18 protein-coding genes are annotated in these 18617 nt (G+C 68.0%); 11 read left to right on the forward strand and 7 right to left on the reverse strand.

The window, feature by feature from the left end; all coding sequences use genetic code 11:
- Positions 1-187: 187 nt before the first annotated feature.
- Positions 188-1138, reverse strand: a complete 951-nt coding sequence (locus SACXIDRAFT_RS17610; protein WP_006239981.1) for an ABC transporter permease — start codon at positions 1136-1138, stop codon at positions 188-190.
- Entirely contained in the window at positions 1135-4002 is a 2868-nt protein-coding gene (locus tag SACXIDRAFT_RS17615) for an alpha/beta fold hydrolase (RefSeq protein ID WP_006239982.1), read from the reverse strand. The genes SACXIDRAFT_RS17610 and SACXIDRAFT_RS17615 overlap by 4 nt, the downstream gene beginning before the upstream one ends.
- Positions 4003-4311: 309 nt before the next feature.
- Between SACXIDRAFT_RS17615 and SACXIDRAFT_RS17620 the strand changes: the two genes are divergently transcribed.
- Both SACXIDRAFT_RS17620 and SACXIDRAFT_RS17625 read left to right on the forward strand, forming a co-directional pair.
- The gene (locus SACXIDRAFT_RS17620) at positions 4312-5328 is read left to right on the forward strand and encodes a TerC family protein (RefSeq protein WP_006239983.1); all 1017 of its coding nucleotides are present in this window, start codon (positions 4312-4314) and stop codon (positions 5326-5328) included.
- Positions 5329-5371: 43 nt separating this feature from the next.
- Positions 5372-7342, forward strand: a complete 1971-nt coding sequence (locus SACXIDRAFT_RS17625) for a S9 family peptidase (RefSeq protein ID WP_006239984.1) — start codon at positions 5372-5374, stop codon at positions 7340-7342.
- Here SACXIDRAFT_RS17625 and SACXIDRAFT_RS17630 read toward each other — a convergent pair.
- The gene (locus tag SACXIDRAFT_RS17630; protein ID WP_006239985.1) at positions 7335-7988 is read right to left on the reverse strand and encodes an RES family NAD+ phosphorylase; all 654 of its coding nucleotides are present in this window, start codon (positions 7986-7988) and stop codon (positions 7335-7337) included. The two genes, SACXIDRAFT_RS17625 and SACXIDRAFT_RS17630, sit on opposite strands and share 8 nt — an antisense overlap.
- 31 nt (positions 7989-8019) lie before the next feature.
- Positions 8020-8607, reverse strand: coding sequence for a MerR family transcriptional regulator (locus SACXIDRAFT_RS17635; RefSeq protein ID WP_006239986.1), 588 nt, complete (start codon positions 8605-8607; stop codon positions 8020-8022).
- A 203-nt stretch (positions 8608-8810) separates the two neighbouring features.
- On the opposite strand from SACXIDRAFT_RS17635, the gene SACXIDRAFT_RS17640 reads away from it, so the two are divergent.
- Complete coding sequence (locus tag SACXIDRAFT_RS17640) at positions 8811-9212, forward strand: NUDIX hydrolase (protein WP_006239987.1); 402 nt, start codon at positions 8811-8813, stop codon at positions 9210-9212.
- Between the two features lie 43 nt (positions 9213-9255).
- Here SACXIDRAFT_RS17640 and SACXIDRAFT_RS17645 read toward each other — a convergent pair whose 3' ends face one another.
- Positions 9256-9669 (reverse strand): hypothetical protein, encoded by a 414-nt coding sequence (locus tag SACXIDRAFT_RS17645; protein ID WP_006239988.1) that lies wholly within the window; start codon positions 9667-9669, stop codon positions 9256-9258.
- A gap of 199 nt (positions 9670-9868) precedes the next feature.
- On the reverse strand, positions 9869-10546 hold the full coding sequence (locus tag SACXIDRAFT_RS17650; RefSeq protein WP_006239989.1) for an MBL fold metallo-hydrolase: 678 nt from the start codon (positions 10544-10546) through the stop codon (positions 9869-9871).
- A gap of 170 nt (positions 10547-10716) precedes the next feature.
- Here SACXIDRAFT_RS17650 and SACXIDRAFT_RS17655 point away from each other — a divergent pair, with 170 nt between their 5' ends.
- The 4 genes from SACXIDRAFT_RS17655 (at position 10717) to SACXIDRAFT_RS17670 (ending at position 15724) form a co-directional block, all read left to right on the forward strand.
- Positions 10717-11850, forward strand: a complete 1134-nt coding sequence (locus tag SACXIDRAFT_RS17655; protein ID WP_006239990.1) for an acyltransferase family protein — start codon at positions 10717-10719, stop codon at positions 11848-11850.
- A 56-nt stretch (positions 11851-11906) separates the two neighbouring features.
- Positions 11907-14765 (forward strand): excinuclease ABC subunit UvrA, encoded by a 2859-nt coding sequence (uvrA, locus tag SACXIDRAFT_RS17660; protein ID WP_006239991.1) that lies wholly within the window; start codon positions 11907-11909, stop codon positions 14763-14765.
- Between the two features lie 28 nt (positions 14766-14793).
- The gene (locus SACXIDRAFT_RS17665; protein ID WP_006239992.1) at positions 14794-15255 is read left to right on the forward strand and encodes an SRPBCC family protein; all 462 of its coding nucleotides are present in this window, start codon (positions 14794-14796) and stop codon (positions 15253-15255) included.
- 82 nt (positions 15256-15337) lie between these two features.
- Positions 15338-15724: a RidA family protein gene (locus tag SACXIDRAFT_RS17670; RefSeq protein ID WP_006239993.1), complete on the forward strand. Its 387-nt coding sequence runs from the start codon at positions 15338-15340 to the stop codon at positions 15722-15724.
- Positions 15725-15732: 8 nt separating this feature from the next.
- Here SACXIDRAFT_RS17670 and SACXIDRAFT_RS17675 read toward each other — a convergent pair whose 3' ends face one another.
- A complete protein-coding gene (locus SACXIDRAFT_RS17675; RefSeq protein WP_006239994.1) occupies positions 15733-16149 on the reverse strand; it encodes a DUF1844 domain-containing protein in 417 nt (138 codons plus the stop codon).
- A 247-nt stretch (positions 16150-16396) separates the two neighbouring features.
- On the opposite strand from SACXIDRAFT_RS17675, the gene infC reads away from it, so the two are divergent.
- The 4 genes from infC to SACXIDRAFT_RS17695 all read left to right on the forward strand — a co-directional run bounded on the left by infC (position 16397) and on the right by SACXIDRAFT_RS17695 (position 18546).
- Positions 16397-16975, forward strand: coding sequence for a translation initiation factor IF-3 (gene infC / locus SACXIDRAFT_RS17680; protein ID WP_040922757.1), 579 nt, complete (start codon positions 16397-16399; stop codon positions 16973-16975).
- 118 nt (positions 16976-17093) lie between these two features.
- Positions 17094-17288 carry a 50S ribosomal protein L35 gene (gene rpmI, locus SACXIDRAFT_RS17685; protein ID WP_006239996.1) on the forward strand — a complete coding sequence of 65 codons (195 nt, stop codon included), beginning with the start codon at positions 17094-17096 and terminating at the stop codon, positions 17286-17288.
- Positions 17289-17365: 77 nt separating this feature from the next.
- Entirely contained in the window at positions 17366-17743 is a 378-nt protein-coding gene (gene rplT, locus SACXIDRAFT_RS17690) for a 50S ribosomal protein L20 (RefSeq protein WP_006239998.1), read from the forward strand.
- Positions 17740-18546, forward strand: coding sequence for a TrmH family RNA methyltransferase (locus SACXIDRAFT_RS17695; RefSeq protein WP_006239999.1), 807 nt, complete (start codon positions 17740-17742; stop codon positions 18544-18546). The genes rplT and SACXIDRAFT_RS17695 overlap by 4 nt, the downstream gene beginning before the upstream one ends.
- Positions 18547-18617: the final 71 nt, after the last annotated feature.

Below are 18617 nucleotides of genomic sequence, written 5' to 3' on the forward strand. Positions count from 1 at the left end.
AATTGTCTCCCGCCACCGGCGCACCTGCCAGCCGCGCGGCCGCTCGTCCCGTGCGGGTCGCGCTCCCGGAGAGCTACGTGTGCGGCGGTGTGACAGTGATCCGCTCCGCCCCGTGGGGAAGCACATCCGGTTCCGACGAGCCTGGCGACGGCGGCACTCGTGCATGGACAGCGCTGACGCCTGCGGTTCAGCTCGTGATGTCCTTCGTCGCGAACCGGCGTGCGGCCAGCAGACCGAACACCGCCGCGTACACCACCGCCGAGAGGACACCGCTCGCCATGTTGGTCCAATCGACGTCCGTGGCGATGAGATCCATCCACGCGAACGAGAAGTGGGTCGGCAGAAAGTCGCGCAGGTCGCCGAGGGCGGTGATCTGATCGAGGATCTGCGACAGGATGGCGACCAGCACGGTGCCGCCGACCGCGCCGAGTGGGGCATCGGTGGACACACTGAGCAACAGTCCGAGCGCGGCGACCCAGGACAGCTGGACGATGATGTAGATCGTGCCGAGTGCGAGCGCCATCACGCTCGCCCCGAACGACACGGAATCACCGGTGGGGCTGATCGCCTCGCCCGCGCCGTACCACACGACGCCCACAGCCAGTGAGACCAGCGGAAGCACCATGAGCGTGAGCGCCGAGAGCAGCGCCGACGCGACGGCTTTCTGCCGCAGCAGCCGGTGACGCGGCACGGGGACGGCGAGCAGATATTTCATGCTCGACCACGACGCCTCGCTGGCGACGGTGTCGCCGAAGTACAAAGCGACGATCATCGGCAGCAGGAACGACCCGGACACCAGCATCGCGACGACGACGAAGTTCGGCGCGCTCGCCGTGGCCAGGTCGATGAACGCGCCCGACCGGCGGTTCGGATTGGCGTCACCGATCTCGAACGCCGTCACGAGAATGAACGGCAGCAGTGCCACCAGAGCGAGCACCAGCTGGGTGCGGCGCCTGCGCAGCTGCCTGCGCAACTCCACACCCAGCCGCAGCGTTTTGCCGGGACGATAGCCCTCGACCCCACCGTCCGGGCCAACCTCGGCGCTGGGCGCGCCTGCCGCGCTGAGGTCGTCGAGGGCAGCCGGGTCGGTGTGCACGCCCTCGCCGGTGCCGATGCCGGACTTGTCAGCCTTGCTCATCGGTCGCGCTCCCCTTCTCCGACCAGCTGGAGGAACACGTCCTCCAGCCGGCGCCGTGGGCCTGCCTGTTCCACAGCCACACCTGCCCGGACGAGCGCGGCCACGGCTTCGGAACGCGGCAGGCCGTCGAGATCGGCATGGACGGCATCGTCGTCGGCGTGCGCGCTGATCACTCCGTCGATCTCGCGGAGAACCTTCACTGCGGCGGCGGGGTCATCGACACGGAAGCTGGCTTCACCTCCGGCGGAGACGATGTCGCTGACCTCGCCCGACGCCACCAGCGAACCGCGGTGCATTACGACGACGTGGGTGCAGGTCTGTTCGACCTCGGCGAGCAGATGGCTCGACACGAGAACGGTGCGCCCCGTGGCGGCGTAGCGACGCAACACCTCGCGCATCTGGTGGATCTGCGGCGGGTCGAGCCCGTTGGTGGGTTCGTCGAGGACGAGCAGATCAGGCAGGCCGAGCATGGCTTGGGCGATGGCGAGCCGCTGGCGCATGCCCTGGCTGTAGGTGCGAACCCTGCGGTGGACGGCATCGCCGAGCCCCGCGATCTCCAGCGCTTCCTCGAACCGCGCCTGCTCTGCCGGGCGCCCGGTGGCCGCCCAGTAGAGCTTGAGGTTCTCCGCGCCCGACAGGTGCGGCAGGAAACCGGAGCCCTCGACGAACGAGCCGATGCGCGACAGCACCGGTGCGCCGGGCGAGACGGCGTGGCCGAAGACCGTGATGTCACCCGCCGTGGGCTGGATGAGCCCCATCAGCATGCGCAGTGTGGTTGTCTTACCAGCGCCGTTGGGGCCGAGTAGCCCAAGCACCTGGCCACGCTCCACTCGGAAGGACAGGTCCTTCACGGCGGTCAGCCCACCGGGATAGGACTTCGTGAGGTCGCGGATGACCAACGGCGTGTCGGCGAGTTTAGGGTCCACGTGGTGCGAACGCCTTCGCCGGATGGCGGCGACGACGGCCACCAGAGCGACCACGGCGAGCACACCGCCGATTCCGAGCAGTTGGGTGACGGGCCAACCGGACGTCATCGTGGTGCCGGGCACCAGAGGCACGGAGACCGCCGAATCGCCGGACAGCGAGATCCGGTACGCCGCGCCTTCGGTCGGTGTGGCATAGGCCTGGTCGGTGGTGGCCACCACAAGTTGGAGGCTGTGGCCCGCTTCGATCGGACGCACCACGCCGGGCAGCGTGACCGTCACCTCGACCGGCGTGCCGTCGGCGGGAAGCGCGGGTATGCGCACTGGTGCGACGGCACTGCCGGGCAGGCTGCGCGAACCGTCCGGATTGACGTCGAAGAGTTTGACGAAGAGCACCGCGTCGCGACCTCTCGCCGAGTCGCCCGCCGCCGCGACGTTCAGCGTCACGGTCGGCGCGCCGGTGATCAGAAGCTGGGAGTCCACCGGTCCCGACGTGAACATGGCCGCCTGGCCAGGCGGATCAACGGCGAAGAGCCCCGCAATGCGTGAGGAGTTGGCGAGCACCCGGTTCAATCCGGGGATGCCGCTGACGGCCGACGGGGTGGCGCCGGGTGGACGCTGGGCCACCTGCTCGGTGCCGGCGAGCTGGATGGTTCGCCGGTCGGCAGGGGCGGTGCGCAGGCCCGGATACGCGGTGGCCTCGACGGTGCGCACGGACGGGGTTCCGTTGGTGCGGAGTGCGCCCTGAACGTCGTAGGCGAACCGGATGCCGGGATCGTCTCCCTCGCCGATGAGGTGGTGTTCGAGGAAATCGCCGATGGTGGTGCGCAGCTGCGCCCCTGGGACGCCGCCGTCATGGCCGCCGGTGTACCAGATGACGGACACCTCGCCGCCAGCCCCGGTGATCTGACGTGCGTTGGCGTCGGCCTGGTCGAGGCCGAACAGGGTGTCGGAGGTGCCCTGGACGAGCAACGTCGGAGCGGTGATGTTGTCGGTGACCGACACCGGTGACACCCGGCGCAGCAGGGCGAGTGTCTGCTCGCTCGCGACGCCGTCGGTCGCGACGTCCGTGTACGCCGCGCACACCTGTTCGGTGAACCGTCCGCACGGACTCCCGTCGTTCTCGCCGACAGGGAGGCGTTGCCCCGGCATGGGAACACTCGCTCCGGCGGTACCGGAGGAGAAACCGGCGTCCTCGCCGTCCTCGGGGTCGTCGCCCGGCTCAGGGGCCTCCGCACCAGGCCCGGACGGCCGAGCGGGACCGAGCCCGGCCGAGAACAGCGAACCGGCCCACGCTCGTTTGAAGACACCACCGTCGGAGAACGCGCCCGGAGCCGGGGTACCGCTTGCGATCGGCTCCGTGGTCGCCGCGTTGGGAAGCAGAGCCTGACCCAGGTCGTTGTAGGTCATCACGGGTGCGATGACGTCGATCCTCTCGTCGTTACCTGCCAGCAGCAGGGCGAGAGCACCGCCGTAGGACGCGCCGGTGACTCCGATACTGGGGTCGCCGTCCTCGTCGAGCGCGACCTCGGGACGGCTGGCCAGGTAGTCCACGAGCTGTGAGGCGTCGGCGACCTCGTGGTCAGGGTCATTCAAAGCGATGCGGCCGGTGCTGCGACCGAAGCCGCGCGCCGAGTACGTCAGCACGACGAAACCCCGTTCGGCCAGCTCGGCTGCTTCGCGCGCGACGCTGTTCTTGTCGCCGCCGAACCCGTGTGGCACGAGCACGGCAGGGGCGGGTGTCCGTTCCGGCACGTACATCGTCGTGTCGAGTTGAACACGGTCGTCGGAGCCGGGAGCGGCGGCGACGTCGATCACGGCCTCGTTGGTCGTGTAGCCGGGCGGCCGGTCGCCGTCGTCGGCCCACACCAGCGCACCCGTAATCACCAGCGCGGCAACGGCCAACAGCGTGAGCAGACGGGCGCGCCTCGCGCGAGGCATCAGGGTTCGGGGCACGTCCGCAACAGTATTGGGCGTTTCCTGAGAGTTTTCTCCGGGTTACGAAGGACCCGGGTGTCTCGTGTGATGGATCTTACGTCTCACGTGCCGGTGACCCCGGTGACGGCCACTGGTCACGGACAGGGTCGGCCGAGGAGAATGTGTGAGTTCGTGGAGGGGAGTATTCCTTCGCGGCGGCGTCGTCAGCACGGTCTGTCATCACTTCGACACCCGGCGCCGTCGGCCGGCGGAAGAGCCGGTGGGAGAGACCTCCGGTAATGGCCACTACGCGCTGACCGGAGGTTGGCATACATGAGCGTGCCCGTATGGGTGTGGATCGCCACGATAGGGGGCTTGCTCCTCCTCATCGCGGTCGATCTGGTGATCGTCGATCGGAAGCCCCACCAGGTCACCACGGGTGAGGCGGCAAGGTGGGTGATCTTCTACGTCTCCTGCGCGATCGTCTTCGGCATCGGGGTGTGGGTTCTGGCGGGGCACGACTCGGGTGTCGAGTTCTTCACGGGCTACATCACCGAGTACTCGCTTTCCGTGGACAACCTGTTCATCTTCATGGTGATCATGGCGTCGTTCCGGGTCCCTGCGATTCATCAGCACCGGGTTCTGCTGATCGGCATCCTGCTGGCGTTGGTCATGCGTGCGGCGTTCATCGCCGTCGGTGCCGCGCTGATCGCGAAATTCGTGTGGGTGTTCTTCGTCTTCGGCGGCTTCCTCATCTGGACCGCGGCCAACATGGTCAAGGAGAAGAAGGACGACGAGGAGGAGTACAGCGAGAACGCACTCACGCGGCTGGTGCGCAGGCTCTTCCCGGTGACCCCGGACTACGTGGGCCACAAGATGCTGGTCAAGCAGGACGGCAAGCGGTCCCTGACCCCGATGTTCGTGGTGATCGTCGCCATCGGCAGCGCGGATCTCCTCTTCGCCGTTGACTCGATCCCCGCGATCTTCGGTATCACGCAGGAGGCGTATCTCGTCTTCACCGCGAACGCGTTCGCGCTGATGGGGCTGCGCCAGCTTTACTTCCTGCTCGGTGGCCTCGTGGCCAAGCTGGTCTACCTCTCCTACGGCCTCGCGGTCATCCTGGGCTTCATCGGGGTCAAGCTCGTGCTCCACGCGCTGCACGAGTACCACGTCACGCCCTCGTGGTTGGCGATCAACAACTGGATGTCCCTCGGGGTCATCGTGACGGTGCTGACCATCACCACCATCGCGAGCCTCAGGAAGGCCAGGAGGGATCCGAACGCCGTCGGCAAGATCAACTTGCAGGCAGGGTCGTCCGTCGAGGGCACACCAGAGCCGTCGCGAGACTGATAACCGTTACCTTCGCTAACGATTTCGGATAGTGTTCCGGTCCATGCGCCCCACAGATCTCGGCCGCATGGCCATCCCCGGTCGCCCGGCGTTGCGGGGCGAGTTGTTGCTGACCGCGGTGACTCGCCCCGACCCGGACGCCGACACCTATCGCAGCATCCTGGTCCGAATCGGTTCCCCTGAGCCTTCGCCGTGGACGCACGGCGAACGGGACACCGCGCCGGCGATCTCTCCCGACGGCCGGTGGGTGGCCTTCCTCCGGGCCACCGGCACGGACGCCCCGCAACTGCACGTGATGCCCTCCGCCGGTGGCGAGTCACGCAGGCTCACCGACCTTCCCCTTGGCGCTGGAGCGCCGGTGTGGGCTCCGGACTCCCGCCGCATCGCCTTCACCGCCGACGTTCCCGAGCCCGGCCGGTACGGCACGGCCGTCAACGGCTCCGGGTCGGTGGTGAGTCCCGAGCGTGAACGGCCTCGGCGTATCACCCGCCTCGACTACCGCATCGACGACAAGGGCTTCACCAGGGACCGGCCTCGCCGCCTCTTCGTCATCGACGCGGTGAAGACTGAGGACAGCGGACTCACGCCCGCCACGGCGGAGGAACCGATGCCGCTCACCGACGCGGCGGTCTCCGTCGCGGACCCGGCCTGGACGCCCGACGGCAGTGGCGTCGTGGTCGTCGCGCCGAGGGACTGGGACGCCAGGGAGACACGGCACGAGGACCTCTACGTCGTCCCCTCGGAGGGAGGTACCCCCTCCCTGCTCGTGCGGGGTAGGGGAAACGTGTCCCTTCCGGTGGTGGCCGAGGACGGCACGGTGTACTTCTACGGCACCTCGTTCGACGGCTTCGCCGGGGTCGCGCGGAACACGGGCCTGTGGGCCACGTCCCTCACCGAGCCGGCCAGTCCGGTGAGACTGACCGACGCGGAAACGGTTGACTGCGAGACCTCGGCGGGCCCGCCCGCGCCGCGCCGGGACGACGTGCTGATCGCGGTCCGCCATCGCGGGGCCGTGGAGCTTCGCAGCGTGCCGCGTGACGTTCCCCGTGACTCCGACGGTGCCGTGCTCGACACGTTGACCCTCGTGACGGGGAAGCATGCCGCCGTGCGGTCCTTCGCCATCGACGGCGAACGCGTGGCGGTCGTGCAGGCTGGTCCTGCCGACGCGGGTGAGGTCCTGCTTCTCGACGACGGCACGGTCTCCATCGTCACGGACTTCTCAGCCTCGCTGCGAGAGACCGGGATCAGGCCCGTCGAGGAATTGACGGCCACAGCGCCGGACGGCTACCCCGTCCACGGCTGGGTGGTGGCCCCGGACGGTGACGGCCCGCATCCCGTCCTGCTCGTGGTGCACGGGGGCCCCTTTGCCCAGTACGACTGGGGATTGTTCGACGAGGCACAGGTCTACGCCTCCGCTGGCTACCTCGTTGTGTTGCCCAACCCCCGTGGTTCCGCGGGATACGGAGAGTCGCACGGGCGCGCGGTCGTCGGTGCGCTGGGGACGGTGGACGCCGACGACGTGCTTGCCCTGCTCGACGCCGCGTTGACGAGGCCGGATGCCGACGCGGACCGTGTCGGGGTCATGGGCGGCTCCTACGGCGGTTTCATGACCGGCTGGCTCGCCGCCCACCACGGCCACCGGTTCACGGCGGCGTGGAGCGAACGCGCCGTCAACGCCTGGGACTCCTTCACGGGCAGCTCGGACATCGGCTGGTGGTTCGCCGGTGCCTACGTCGGCGACGACCCCGAGGAACAGCGCCGTCGCAGTCCCCTCGCCCATGCAGACCGCATCCGCATCCCCTTCGCGATCGCGCATTCGGAACACGACTGGCGCTGCCCGATCGAGCAGGCGCAGCGCATGTTCGTCGCACTGAAGGCCGGGGGATGCGAGACGGAGATGCTGCTGTTCCCCGGCGAGGGACACGAACTGACCCGGTCGGGAAGCCCTCGGCACCGCATCCAACGGTTCGACGCGGTGCTCGAGTGGTGGCAGCGACACCTGCCGGTCAGTTGACCAGGACGTAGTTGAGTTCCTCGCACACCCGGGACAGCGGTACGTCCAGTCCCGGGTGGTCGAGGGGAAGCAGCACATCGGGCACGGACGGCAACGCCCCTCCCGCCGGAGGGTCCCAGAGGCACACCGCAGGCTCGCCCGCGTCCATCGACGAGCGGTACCAGACGCCGTCGAGATCGCGGTAGGCGGAACGGATCGCCCTTGCCCAGGCCTGGGTTATCTTCTTGGGGCCGCTGGAGATCTCCTGGGAAGCGCCGACGCGCGTCGGCCATAGGCCGCACAAATCCAGCAGCCGCAGAGTGCGGGCGGGTCGTACGACCACGAGGTGCGGGCCCCGGGTCTTGCGGTCAACCGTCGAGGTCGTCTGGTACACCTCGGCCACACTCGTGCGCACGGACAGCCCGAAGTACAGCACCCCGTTGCGCGGGTCGGTGACGAGTTCGCCGTGCTTGGGCTGTTGCGGGTCGAACCGTCCGTGGGGAAGAGGACCCGTGTAGCGAAAGGTGTCCCACTGCTGCGGGTGCCTTCCGTGGGCTGTGAACACCCGCACCAACCGGGTGTTCGGGTGGACGGCGACGATGTCTTCGGTTGGGCGCAGCGCGTTGACCAGTACGGCCCGCGACGGCGGACGGGGCAGTCGTGCCATGAACCGTGACTTACCGATCCGGGTCCCGGGATCAGACGGGAGTTCCGAGCACCGAGGCCAGTTCGGCCACGAGCTCGGGGTCGCCGCCTGCGAGCAGCCACTGTCTCGGGGTGGCCGGTCTACCGTTGATCACCAGATCGGTCTGCGGCGTGCTCATGAACGCCGCGACGACGAGGGCAGGCTGGTCGTCGGGTACGGAGCGGAGCACGACGTCGAGACCCGGCAGCACCCCTGTCGAGGTGAACTGCCACGCGGGCAGCCGCCAGCCGCCCTGCGCCTTCCACCCGGTGAGCCTGCCTTCCTTCAACCGGTGCCGGATGCGGCTGTCGTCCACGCCCAGCAGGGACGCCGCCTCCCCGACGGTGAGGGCGGAGTCCGCGAGCACGGCATGGGCCGCCACGGTTCGGGCCCTGTGGTCGCGATCGTCGTCGCTCTCCGGGGAAAGATCCAGCCCGACATCTTCCAGAGCCTCTCGCTGATCGGGCGAGAAATAGTGCGAGGGGTTGGGGCTCGGTGGAGTGAGGCGCTTGGCCGCGTCTTCGACCAGCGCCAAGAACTCGGAGGGGTCCACCTTGAGCCCCGCCTTGGCGAGAACGTTCTTGAGGGCGATGGTCGTCATACGCTTAGACTAACCCGGATGTGCGGGTTCGTGCGCTTTCGCGCGTTGATTGTTCTGTAATTCACCGCAATCGACACACAATGCACAACACTCAACACGCAATGTAGCGACTCGCTCAGTCTTCCCTGGCACTGCTGCTCTGTCCAGGCTTTCCGGTGCCCTGTCACTGTCACCCGCGCGGCCGGTGACTAACGTCCGGCTGTGTGGAGAGCGTGATCGACAGCGTGACCTGGATCCTCGTCAGGGAACGGCGGCTGCTGGCCGTGCGGACGAAGGGCAGGCAGAAGTTCTACCTCCCCGGCGGCAAACGGGAACCGGGGGAGAGCGACGTCGAATGCCTGTGCCGGGAGATTCACGAGGAACTGGGAGTGGCACTCCGGCCGCGCAGTTTCAGCTTGTTCTCGGTGCTCGACGAACTCGCCGACGGCTATTCCGACGGGCGGCGGGTCCACATGACCGCCTACACCGCGGGATACGACGGCCGTCTGCGGCCGGGCAGGGAGATCGCCGAGTTGGCGTGGCTGACCTCGGAGGACGCCCACCGCTGTCCGCCCGCGGGGCGGCGGGCTCTCGGAATTCTGGCCGAACGAGGCGAGATCGACTGAGCGCCAGTGCCCGCACTCGGCGCTCCGGCCGCCCCAGGGTGCGCTACCTGGCTGTCTCGTGGACGTGTTGCCACCGCAGACCGCGCGGCGCGGTGTCGTCCACCCGCAGCAGTGCGCTGACGACCCGGTCGTCGATGTCGTCGTCCACCTGATGCCGTTCGGTGAACCGGACGAGGATCGCGTCGGCCGACGAGAACACCACGACGACGTCGTGGATCGTGATCCGCAGCCCTGGGCAGGTGCCTTGGCCCGCGATGAGGCCGTCGGACAACGCCTCCCCCTGCACGACCTCACCGTCCACGGTGACCAGCGAGAAGTCGTCGGTGTGGGCCGCGAGGAACAGTTCGAGGGCCCCGGCGTCCCCGGTGCCGGACAGCCATTCGGCGAGGATCCGGTGATGAGTGGTGATCTCCGAAGTGATCTCGGAGATCACCGTCGCGGGTGTCGTGCTCGGCATCGCTTCCCTTCCGTTGCTGCGCCGTCCTGCCGTGTGCGGCGGGTCCCCGGCACGGCGACGACGCGGCCACGGCTCGCCGGGAGGGTAGCGTGAGACCGTGGCCGCCTGATCGGCAACCGTCGCGGGCAGGCACGAGCGAAGGACGTATCCCGAATCGACGGCACGAGCGCTGTCGAAAGTAATCAGACGGCTGCGGCGATCACCAGCCGCGCCGGCGCCACTCACCCAGGCTCGGACGCTCGGCACCGAGGGTCGAATCGTCACCGTGGCCGGGATAGAACCAGGTCTCGTCGGGCAGTTCGGCGAAGATCCGCTGTTCCACGTCGTCGATGAGCGAGGTGAAGTCCTCCTCCGACGTGGTCTTGCCGACCCCACCGGGGAAGAGGGAGTCCCCGGTGAACAGGTGGGGGTGCCCCTTCGGGTCACGGTAGAGGAGGGCGATCGAGCCCGGCGTGTGACCGCGAAGGTGGATGACCTCCAGCGTGATGTCGCCGAACGACACCGTGTCGCCGTGCTCCACCAGGACGTCCGGCGGTACGGGCAGCGGATCGGCGTCCGCAGGGTGCACCACGGTGTCCGCGCCGTACGCGCCGGCCAGCGCGCCGAGCGCCTGCCAATGGTCGGCGTGCTGGTGGGTCGTGACGATCGTGCGCAGCGAAGGCCGGTCGGAGTCGTGGCCGATGAGGTCGGACAGCCGGTCGTACTCGTTGGCCGCGTCGATGACGAGCGCCTCGTTGGTGGCGCGGCAGACCAGCAGGTAGGCGTTGTTGTCCATGGGGCCGACGGAAACCTTGGTGATGGTCAGCGCGTCGAGCGTGCGCCGCGCGGCCGCACCACCGGGTTCGACGTGGCCGGTGTAGTCCTCGGTGACGTTCACGCTCTCACGGTAGTCCGCGCGTCATCTCGCCCCCGGCGAGGTCGGACCGCCCACACCCCGTTAGGGTTTGCTTCTCGCGGGTGTCTGCGGAGTGTGCTGGGGGGATCGTCGTGGCCGTCGTGGCACGTCCGGAACCATCGCCACGTCGTTCACGCCGGTTCAGCTGGGACGTGATCCGGGTCGTGGCCATCCTGCTGGTGCTGATCGGCCATTTCACCGGAGTGGCGGCGAAAGTTCCCGGCATCGAACCGTACCCCGTGCGGATTGACGTCCGATTCGGCACGATCACGCTGCTGGTGTTGTCCGGCTATTTCATCGGACCGACTCTCCGGCGCGGTGCTCCCGGACGCTGGTTCCGCGCGCGCCTCGCCCGTCTGCTGCCCGCATACGTGATCGCCGTGCTGCTGGTCTACACGGTGTCGCGGCTCGTGGTCGTGCGGTTCAACGGGGGAGTGCACCAGGACGGGCTTTCGGGACTGCTGTTCCTCGACCCGATCATGCCGCACGACCCGTCGCCGGACGCCCTTCCCGCCTGGCACGTCCCCGATGTGAACGACCTGGTGCTCAACCTCCTGCTGTTGCACGAGTGGAATCTCGACCCGTGGCACCGGATCGACGGCTCGTACTGGACGATGCCGGTGCAGGTGGCAGCCTTCGCGGTGGCCGCGTTGCTGTGGCGAGCCAAGCTGCACCGCCGAGTTGGTGCGCAGAAGATGTTGTGGGCGGCGATGGCGCTGTCCGCGCTTGCGCTGGTGGTGCGGATCTTCGTCGGGGGAGTGGCCGCGGCGACCGGGACGCTGTACGCGTACCTGTTCGCCGCGGGGGCGGCGATCTGGTTGTGGCAGCAACGCAGGCTCTCGTCGGCACAGCTCAGTGCGCTGCTCGCGGCCGCGCTGGTGATCCAGAGCCTCCGAGGTCCGTGGTACGCGACGCTCGGGTTCGCGGTGATGCTCGCGATGATGTGCGCGGCGGCTCGCGGCCCCGACTGGGACGTCAAGGGAGTGCGACTGCTTCGCCGTCCCGTTTCCTGGCTGGCCGGGATCAGCTACGGCCTGTACCTCGTCCACCAGCAACTCGGCTACATCATCGCGAGGGCGTTGTCCGAGGCCGGTGTCTCGCCGTGGTGGCTACGCTTGTCGGTGGTGTTCGGGGCGGCCATCGCCCTCGGCTGGCTGCTGACCGTGGTCGTCGAGCGTCCGGCGCACCGTATGTTCGTCCGGCGAGACACACCCGCTGTGGCTCGCCCCACGGAAGCGGTCGGCCGGAGCGACACTCGCGGCACTTCTGTCGGTGGCCCGCCCTAGCATGGTGGCGGCCGGCTTTCCGGCCCCTCCAACACCAGTTCTTGAAGGGATCTCGGGTGGCTGATCGCCTCGTAGTCCGTGGCGCCCGTGAGCACAACCTGCGCGGCGTTGACCTCGACCTGCCCAGGGACAGTCTGATCGTGTTCACCGGGCTCTCGGGGTCGGGAAAGTCGAGCCTCGCGTTCGACACCGTCTTCGCGGAGGGTCAGCGGCGCTACGTGGAGTCGCTCTCGGCGTACGCCCGCCAGTTCCTCGGTCAGATGGACAAGCCCGACGTGGACTTCATCGAGGGCCTGTCGCCTGCCGTGTCGATCGACCAGAAATCCACCTCGCGCAACCCGCGCTCCACCGTCGGCACCATCACCGAGGTCTACGACTATCTGAGGCTGCTCTACGCCCGCGCGGGCAAGCCACACTGCCCGCAGTGCGGTGAACCGATCAGCAAGCAGACACCGCAGCAGATCGTGGACCAGGTCCTCGACATGGAGGAGGGCACGCGGTTCCAGGTCGTCGCGCCGGTGGTCCGCGGTCGCAAGGGCGAGTACGTCGATCTGTTCGCCAACCTCCAGCAGCAGGGCTTCGCGCGGGTGCGGGTCGATGGCACGACCCACTCGCTGTCCGATCCGCCCAAGCTGAAGAAGCAGGAGAAGCACGACATCGGGGTGGTCGTTGACCGGCTCACCGTCAAGTCGAGCGCCAAGCAGCGGCTCACCGATTCGGTGGAGACGGCGCTGCGGCTGGCCGACGGGCTCGTCGAGCTGGAGTTCGTGGACCTTCCCGAACACGACCCACACCGCACGAGGGGCTTCTCGGAGAACCTCGCCTGCCCCAACGGACATCCGCTCGCCATCGAGGACCTCGAACCGAGGTCGTTCTCGTTCAACGCGCCATATGGTGCGTGTCCCGACTGCACCGGCATCGGCGTCCGCAAGGAGGTCGATCCCGAGATGGTGGTGCCCGACGATGAGCTCTCGCTCGCCGACGGCGCCGTCGCCCCGTGGGCTGGCGGTCAGAGCGCGGAGTACTTCCAGCGGCTGCTGGAGTCGTTGGCGACCACTCTCGGGTTCCGGATGGACACGCCGTGGCGGAAGTTGCCCGCGAAGGTGCAGAAGGCGGTCCTGCACGGCGTCGATGAGCAGGTCCACGTCCGGTACAGCAATCGATACGGCAGGCAGCGTTCCTACTATGCCAGCTTCGAGGGTGTCATTCCCTTCCTCGAACGCAGGCACGAGCAGACGGAGTCCGAGTGGGCGCGGGAACGCTACGAGGGCTACATGCGTGAGGTGCCGTGCCCCACGTGCCAGGGAACCCGTCTCAAACCGGAGATTCTCGCGGTCACGCTCGAACATGAGCGACACGGCGCGCGTTCGATCGCCGAGGTCTGCGCGCTCTCGGTCTCGGAGGCGTCGGAGTTCCTCGACGGTCTGAAACTGGGCCCTCGCGAGGCGATGATCGCCGGGGCGGTGCTCAAGGAGATCCAGGCACGCCTGCACTTCCTGCTCGACGTCGGCCTCGACTACCTGTCTCTCGATCGCGCCGCAGGCACGCTCTCCGGTGGCGAGGCACAGCGCATCCGGCTGGCCACGCAGATCGGTTCCGGCCTCGTCGGCGTGCTCTACGTTCTCGACGAGCCGTCCATCGGCTTGCACCAACGTGACAATCACAGGCTCATCGAGACCCTCACCAGGCTGCGCGATCTCGGCAACACGTTGATCGTCGTCGAACACGACGAGGACACCATCCGCGCCAGCGACTGGGTCGTCGATATCGGGCCCGGCGCGGGTGAACACGGCGGTCTCATCGTCCACAGCGGCACGTACGAAAAGCTGTTGCGCAACAAGAAATCCCTCACCGGTGACTACCTGGCAGGGCGCCGTTCGATCGACGTGCCTGCCGAGCGAAGGCCAGTTGACCCGAAACGCCAGTTGACGGTGGTGGGCGCCAGGGAGAACAACCTGCGTGGCATCGACGTCTCCTTCCCGCTCGGTTGCCTTGTGTCGGTCACCGGGGTGTCGGGGTCGGGCAAGTCCACGCTGGTCAACGACATCCTGGCGACGGTGCTGGCGAACAAGCTGAACAACGCGCGGCAGGTCCCTGGACGGCACAAGCGGGTCAAGGGACTCGACCACGTGGACAAGCTCGTCAGGGTGGACCAGTCGCCCATCGGCCGCACACCGAGGTCGAACCCGGCGACCTACACAGGTGTGTGGGATCACGTCCGCAAGCTGTTCGCCTCCACCACCGAGGCCAAGGTCCGCGGGTACCAGCAGGGCCGCTTCTCGTTCAACGTCAAGGGCGGCCGGTGTGAGGCCTGCGCGGGCGACGGCACCATCAAGATCGAGATGAACTTCCTCCCGGACGTCTACGTGCCGTGTGAGGTCTGCAAGGGCGCCCGCTACAACCGGGAGACGCTTGAAGTTCATTACAAGGGCAAGACCGTGGCCGAGGTCCTCGACATGCCGATCGAGGAGGCCGCGGCCTTCTTCGAACCGATCAAGGCGATCCACCGGCATCTGCAGACGCTGGTCGATGTGGGGCTCGGCTACGTGCGGCTCGGACAGCCCGCGCCCACGTTGTCGGGAGGAGAGGCCCAGCGCGTGAAGCTCGCCAGCGAGCTTCAGAAGCGTTCGACGGGCAAGACGGTCTACATTCTTGACGAGCCGACGACGGGCCTGCACTTCGAGGACATCCGCAAGCTCCTCGGGGTGATCAACGGACTGGTGGACAAGGGAAACACCGTCATCGTGATCGAGCACAACCTCGACGTGATCAAGACGTCCGACTGGGTCGTCGATCTCGGTCCGGAGGGTGGTTCCGGCGGTGGCACGGTCATCGCGGAGGGCACACCGGAGGACGTCGCGGCCACGGAGGGCAGCTACACGGGGCGGTTCCTCGCTCCGTTGCTGGAGGGCTGACCACGTGCTCGCCGGGTAACCCGGTGTCGTGCTGACCTGCTACCGGTTTCGCACGGTGTGGTGGTTGCCTGCCGACCATCACACCGTGTTCTCCGTGCTGGCCGACGTCGCAGGCTATCCCCGCTGGTGGCCCGATGTACGCTCCGTGTCTCATCGCGACCGGGACACCGCCGGTGTGGTGGCGCGGTCGAGCCTTCCGTTCACCCTGGTCCTCCATGTGCACCGTGTCGAGGAGGACGCCGAGCGCGGGGTGTTGCGGGCCACTGTCGGCGGCGACCTGCGCGGGTTCCTCGAGGCCGTCGTCTCGCAGGATGGCAGGGGCACCAGGGTGGACGTCGTCCAGGAGGTCGAGGTACGGAGACGCCTGTTACGGGTGTTGTCCCCGTGGCTGCGACCGCTTCTTCGACTCAACCACGCGGCCATGATGCGCCGAGGCCGGTGGGGCCTCGGCAGGCACCTTCGTGACAGGGCCTCGGAATCACGTCGTTGATGATCGCCGCCAGGACCACGGCGCGCCGCTAGGGTGAACGCACGATCATGGAATCGTCGGCTCAGGGTGACAGGAGGACGTGATGGGTAAGGACGCGGTGACCACGACCGAGGCGCCGGCGCCTGTGGCGGCGTACTCGCAGGCCGTCAGGAAGGGCAACATCGTCCAGGTGGCTGGCCAGGTGGGGATCGACGCGGCCACCGGTGAGATCGCCGACGGTGGAGTCGCGGGCCAGACCCGCCAGGTGTTCGCCAATCTGCGTGCCGTGCTGAGAGCGGCGGGTGCTGACCTCGACGACGTCGTGATGATGCGCGTCTACCTGACCGACACGGCACACTTCGCCGAGTTCAACGCCGTCTACAACGAGCTGGTGTCCGAGCCGTACCCGGCGCGGACCACGGTGTACGTGGGCCTTCCCGCAAGGCTGCTCGTGGAGATCGACGCACTGGCGGTGCTGGACCCGCGGTGATCGGGTGATCAGTACACGGGGCCGGTGTACTTCTCGCCGGGTCCCTGCCCCGGAGCGTCCGGCACGGCCGAGGCCTCGCGGAACGCCTTCTGGAGCGACTGAAGGCCGTCGCGCAGCGGGGCGGCGTGCAGCCCGAGGTATTCACCGGACGCCGTCACCAAGCCTGCCAGTGCGGTGATGAGCCTTCGCGCCTCGTCCAGGTCGCGTAGGGGGCTGGAGTCGGGGTCCTCGTGGGCGAGTCCGAGCCGTTCCGCCGCAGCGGACATCAGCATCACGGCGGCCCTGCTGATGATCTCCACGCTCGGGATGGAATGCAGCTCGCGGACGTCGTCCGGCGACTCCCCTGATTCGGGTGAATCCGGACGTTCCGGCGAATCCTGGGAATCAGATCCGGGCTCGGCAGCGTTGAATGAGTCGTCTCGCACGTCTGGTACGATTCCACGTGCGACCAGCCTCCGAGGCATCGGGGGCCGCAAGTGGAGCCCCGCTCCCACCCGAGTCGCCGTTTCAGGCGGCCGGGTCCGGTCACGTGACTCGCGGGCGGCATCGTCGTTGTCGCGGTCACGCGAGCATCCGATTCGGATGCCGATCGGATCGAGGGCCCCGCACACCAGCTTGTGCCGGGGCCTGTGGTATGTGGGCACCAGGTCGAGACAGCAGAATGACCGGCACTTGGACCAAGGAGGCCCCATCAGCTCCGAGACGCGCATCAACGAGCGCATCCGCGTTCCCGAGGTTCGCCTCGTGGGACCGAACGGTGAGCAGGTCGGCATCGTCCGTATCGAGGACGCGCTGAGGCTCGCCCAGGAGGCAGATCTCGACCTCGTCGAGGTCGCCCCGCAGGCACGCCCGCCGGTGGCGAAGCTCATGGACTACGGCAAGTTCAAGTACGAGAGTGCTCAGAAGGCCCGTGAGTCCCGCCGCAACCAGCAGCTCACCGTCATCAAGGAACAGAAGCTGCGTCCCAAGATCGACCCGCACGACTACGCGACGAAGAAGGGCCACGTGTCCCGATTCCTCGAGGCGGGCAACAAGGTCAAGGTGACGATCATGTTCCGTGGGCGTGAGCAGTCGAGGCCGGAGCTCGGGTTCCGCCTGCTGCAGCGACTCGCGGACGACGTGTCCGAGCTGGGTTTCGTCGAGTCGAAGCCGAAGCAGGACGGCCGAAACATGATCATGGTCCTGGCTCCGCACAAGAACGCCAAAGCGAAGTCGAAGGCGACCAAGGACGAAGGTAGCGACCAGTCGTGACACGCTGCCGCCCGCTCCATGGCGGGCGGCAGGCGGCCGATTCGAAGTCGGCCGACGGTACCGCCACCACGCAGCAGCACACCGGTGATCGGTGTGCTGCCGTATGAGAGAGGTAAGAATGCCGAAGAACAAGACCCACAGCGGGATGTCGAAGCGCGTCCGCGTGACGGGCAGCGGCAAGATCCGGCGTCAGCAGACCGGTCGCAGGCACCTGCTCGAGAAGAAGTCGAGCAGGGTGACCCGCAGGCTCGAGGGCACCACCGAGGTCGCGGCGCAGGACGTGCCCCGCGTCAAGCGCCTGCTCGGTCGCTGAACCCTCGCGCCGAACCAGCTTCGCCGTAACCCACCGGGGCGCTCGGACCGCGCCCCCCGACACGACAGGATGGATCCGTGGCACGCGTCAAGCGGGCGGTCAACGCCCAGAAGAAGCGTCGCGCGACTCTCGAACTGGCCAGCGGCTACCGCGGCCAGCGTTCGCGCCTGTACCGCAAGGCCAAGGAACAGACGCTCCACTCGCTGAACTACGCCTACCGGGACCGCCGTGCCCGCAAGGGCGACTTCCGCCAGCTGTGGATCACTCGCATCAACGCGGCGGCGCGCCAGAACGGCGTCACCTACAACCGCTTCATCCAGGGTCTGAAGGCCGCGGGCGTCGAGGTTGACCGCAAGATCCTCGCGGACCTCGCGGTGAACGATGCCGCCGCTTTCGCCTCGCTCGCCGAGGTGGCCAAGCAGAGCCTGCCCTCCGACGTGAAGAAGTCGGCCTGAGCACCAGGCATCAACGACCCGGGGATGTCCCGTTCACCCACCGGACACCCCGGGTCGTTGCTGCGCGGCGCCTGACGCGCCGGTCGGTCCGCGCGGAGACGGGTCGCTTCCTCGCCGAGGGTGCACAGGCGGTGCGTGAGGCACTTCGCTACGGCACGGTGCACGAGCTGTACGTCACCGAGGACGCGGCGCGGCGGCATCCCGAGTTGGTCGCCGAAGCGCCCCTCGTGTCGCTCGTCAACGACCGTGCGGCCGAGTTGCTGTCCGAGACGGTGACCCCCCAGGGCATCGTGGCCGTGTGCGACACCGTGACGATCGACGTCGCCGCAGCGCTGTCCAATGCGCCTCGCCTCGTGGCGGTGCTGGTGGACATCGCCGACCCCGGCAACGCGGGCACCGTGCTCAGAGTGGCCGACGCCGCCGGTGCCGATGCCGTGATCTTCGCGGGGCGCTGCGTGGATGTGCACAACGGCAAGTGTGTGCGAGCCTCGACCGGAAGCCTCTTCCATCTCCCTGTCGCGGCGGAACCCGACGTCGATCGCGTTGTCGAGGCGTGCGGCCGGATCGGACTGACCACTGTCGCGGCCCACGGGTACGCCGAGGCCGATCTGGCGACTGCGGACGGTCTCGATAAGCCGACCGCGTGGTTCTTCGGCAACGAGGCGCACGGCCTCGGCGACGACGTGCTCGACGCGTGCGACAGCGCCGTGCGGGTTCCGTTGTACGGCAAGGCGGAGAGCCTCAATCTCGCCACGGCGGCCGCCGTGTGTCTTTACGCCAGCGCCGTCCGGCACCATTCCTGACGGAGGGTGACGGACGGTGGCCGATGGTGCTCACCTAGAATTCCGCGTGTGAACCGCTGACGTGCGCTCGC

The sequence above is a fragment of the Saccharomonospora xinjiangensis XJ-54 genome (assembly GCF_000258175.1).
Lineage (GTDB): Bacteria > Actinomycetota > Actinomycetes > Mycobacteriales > Pseudonocardiaceae > Saccharomonospora > Saccharomonospora xinjiangensis.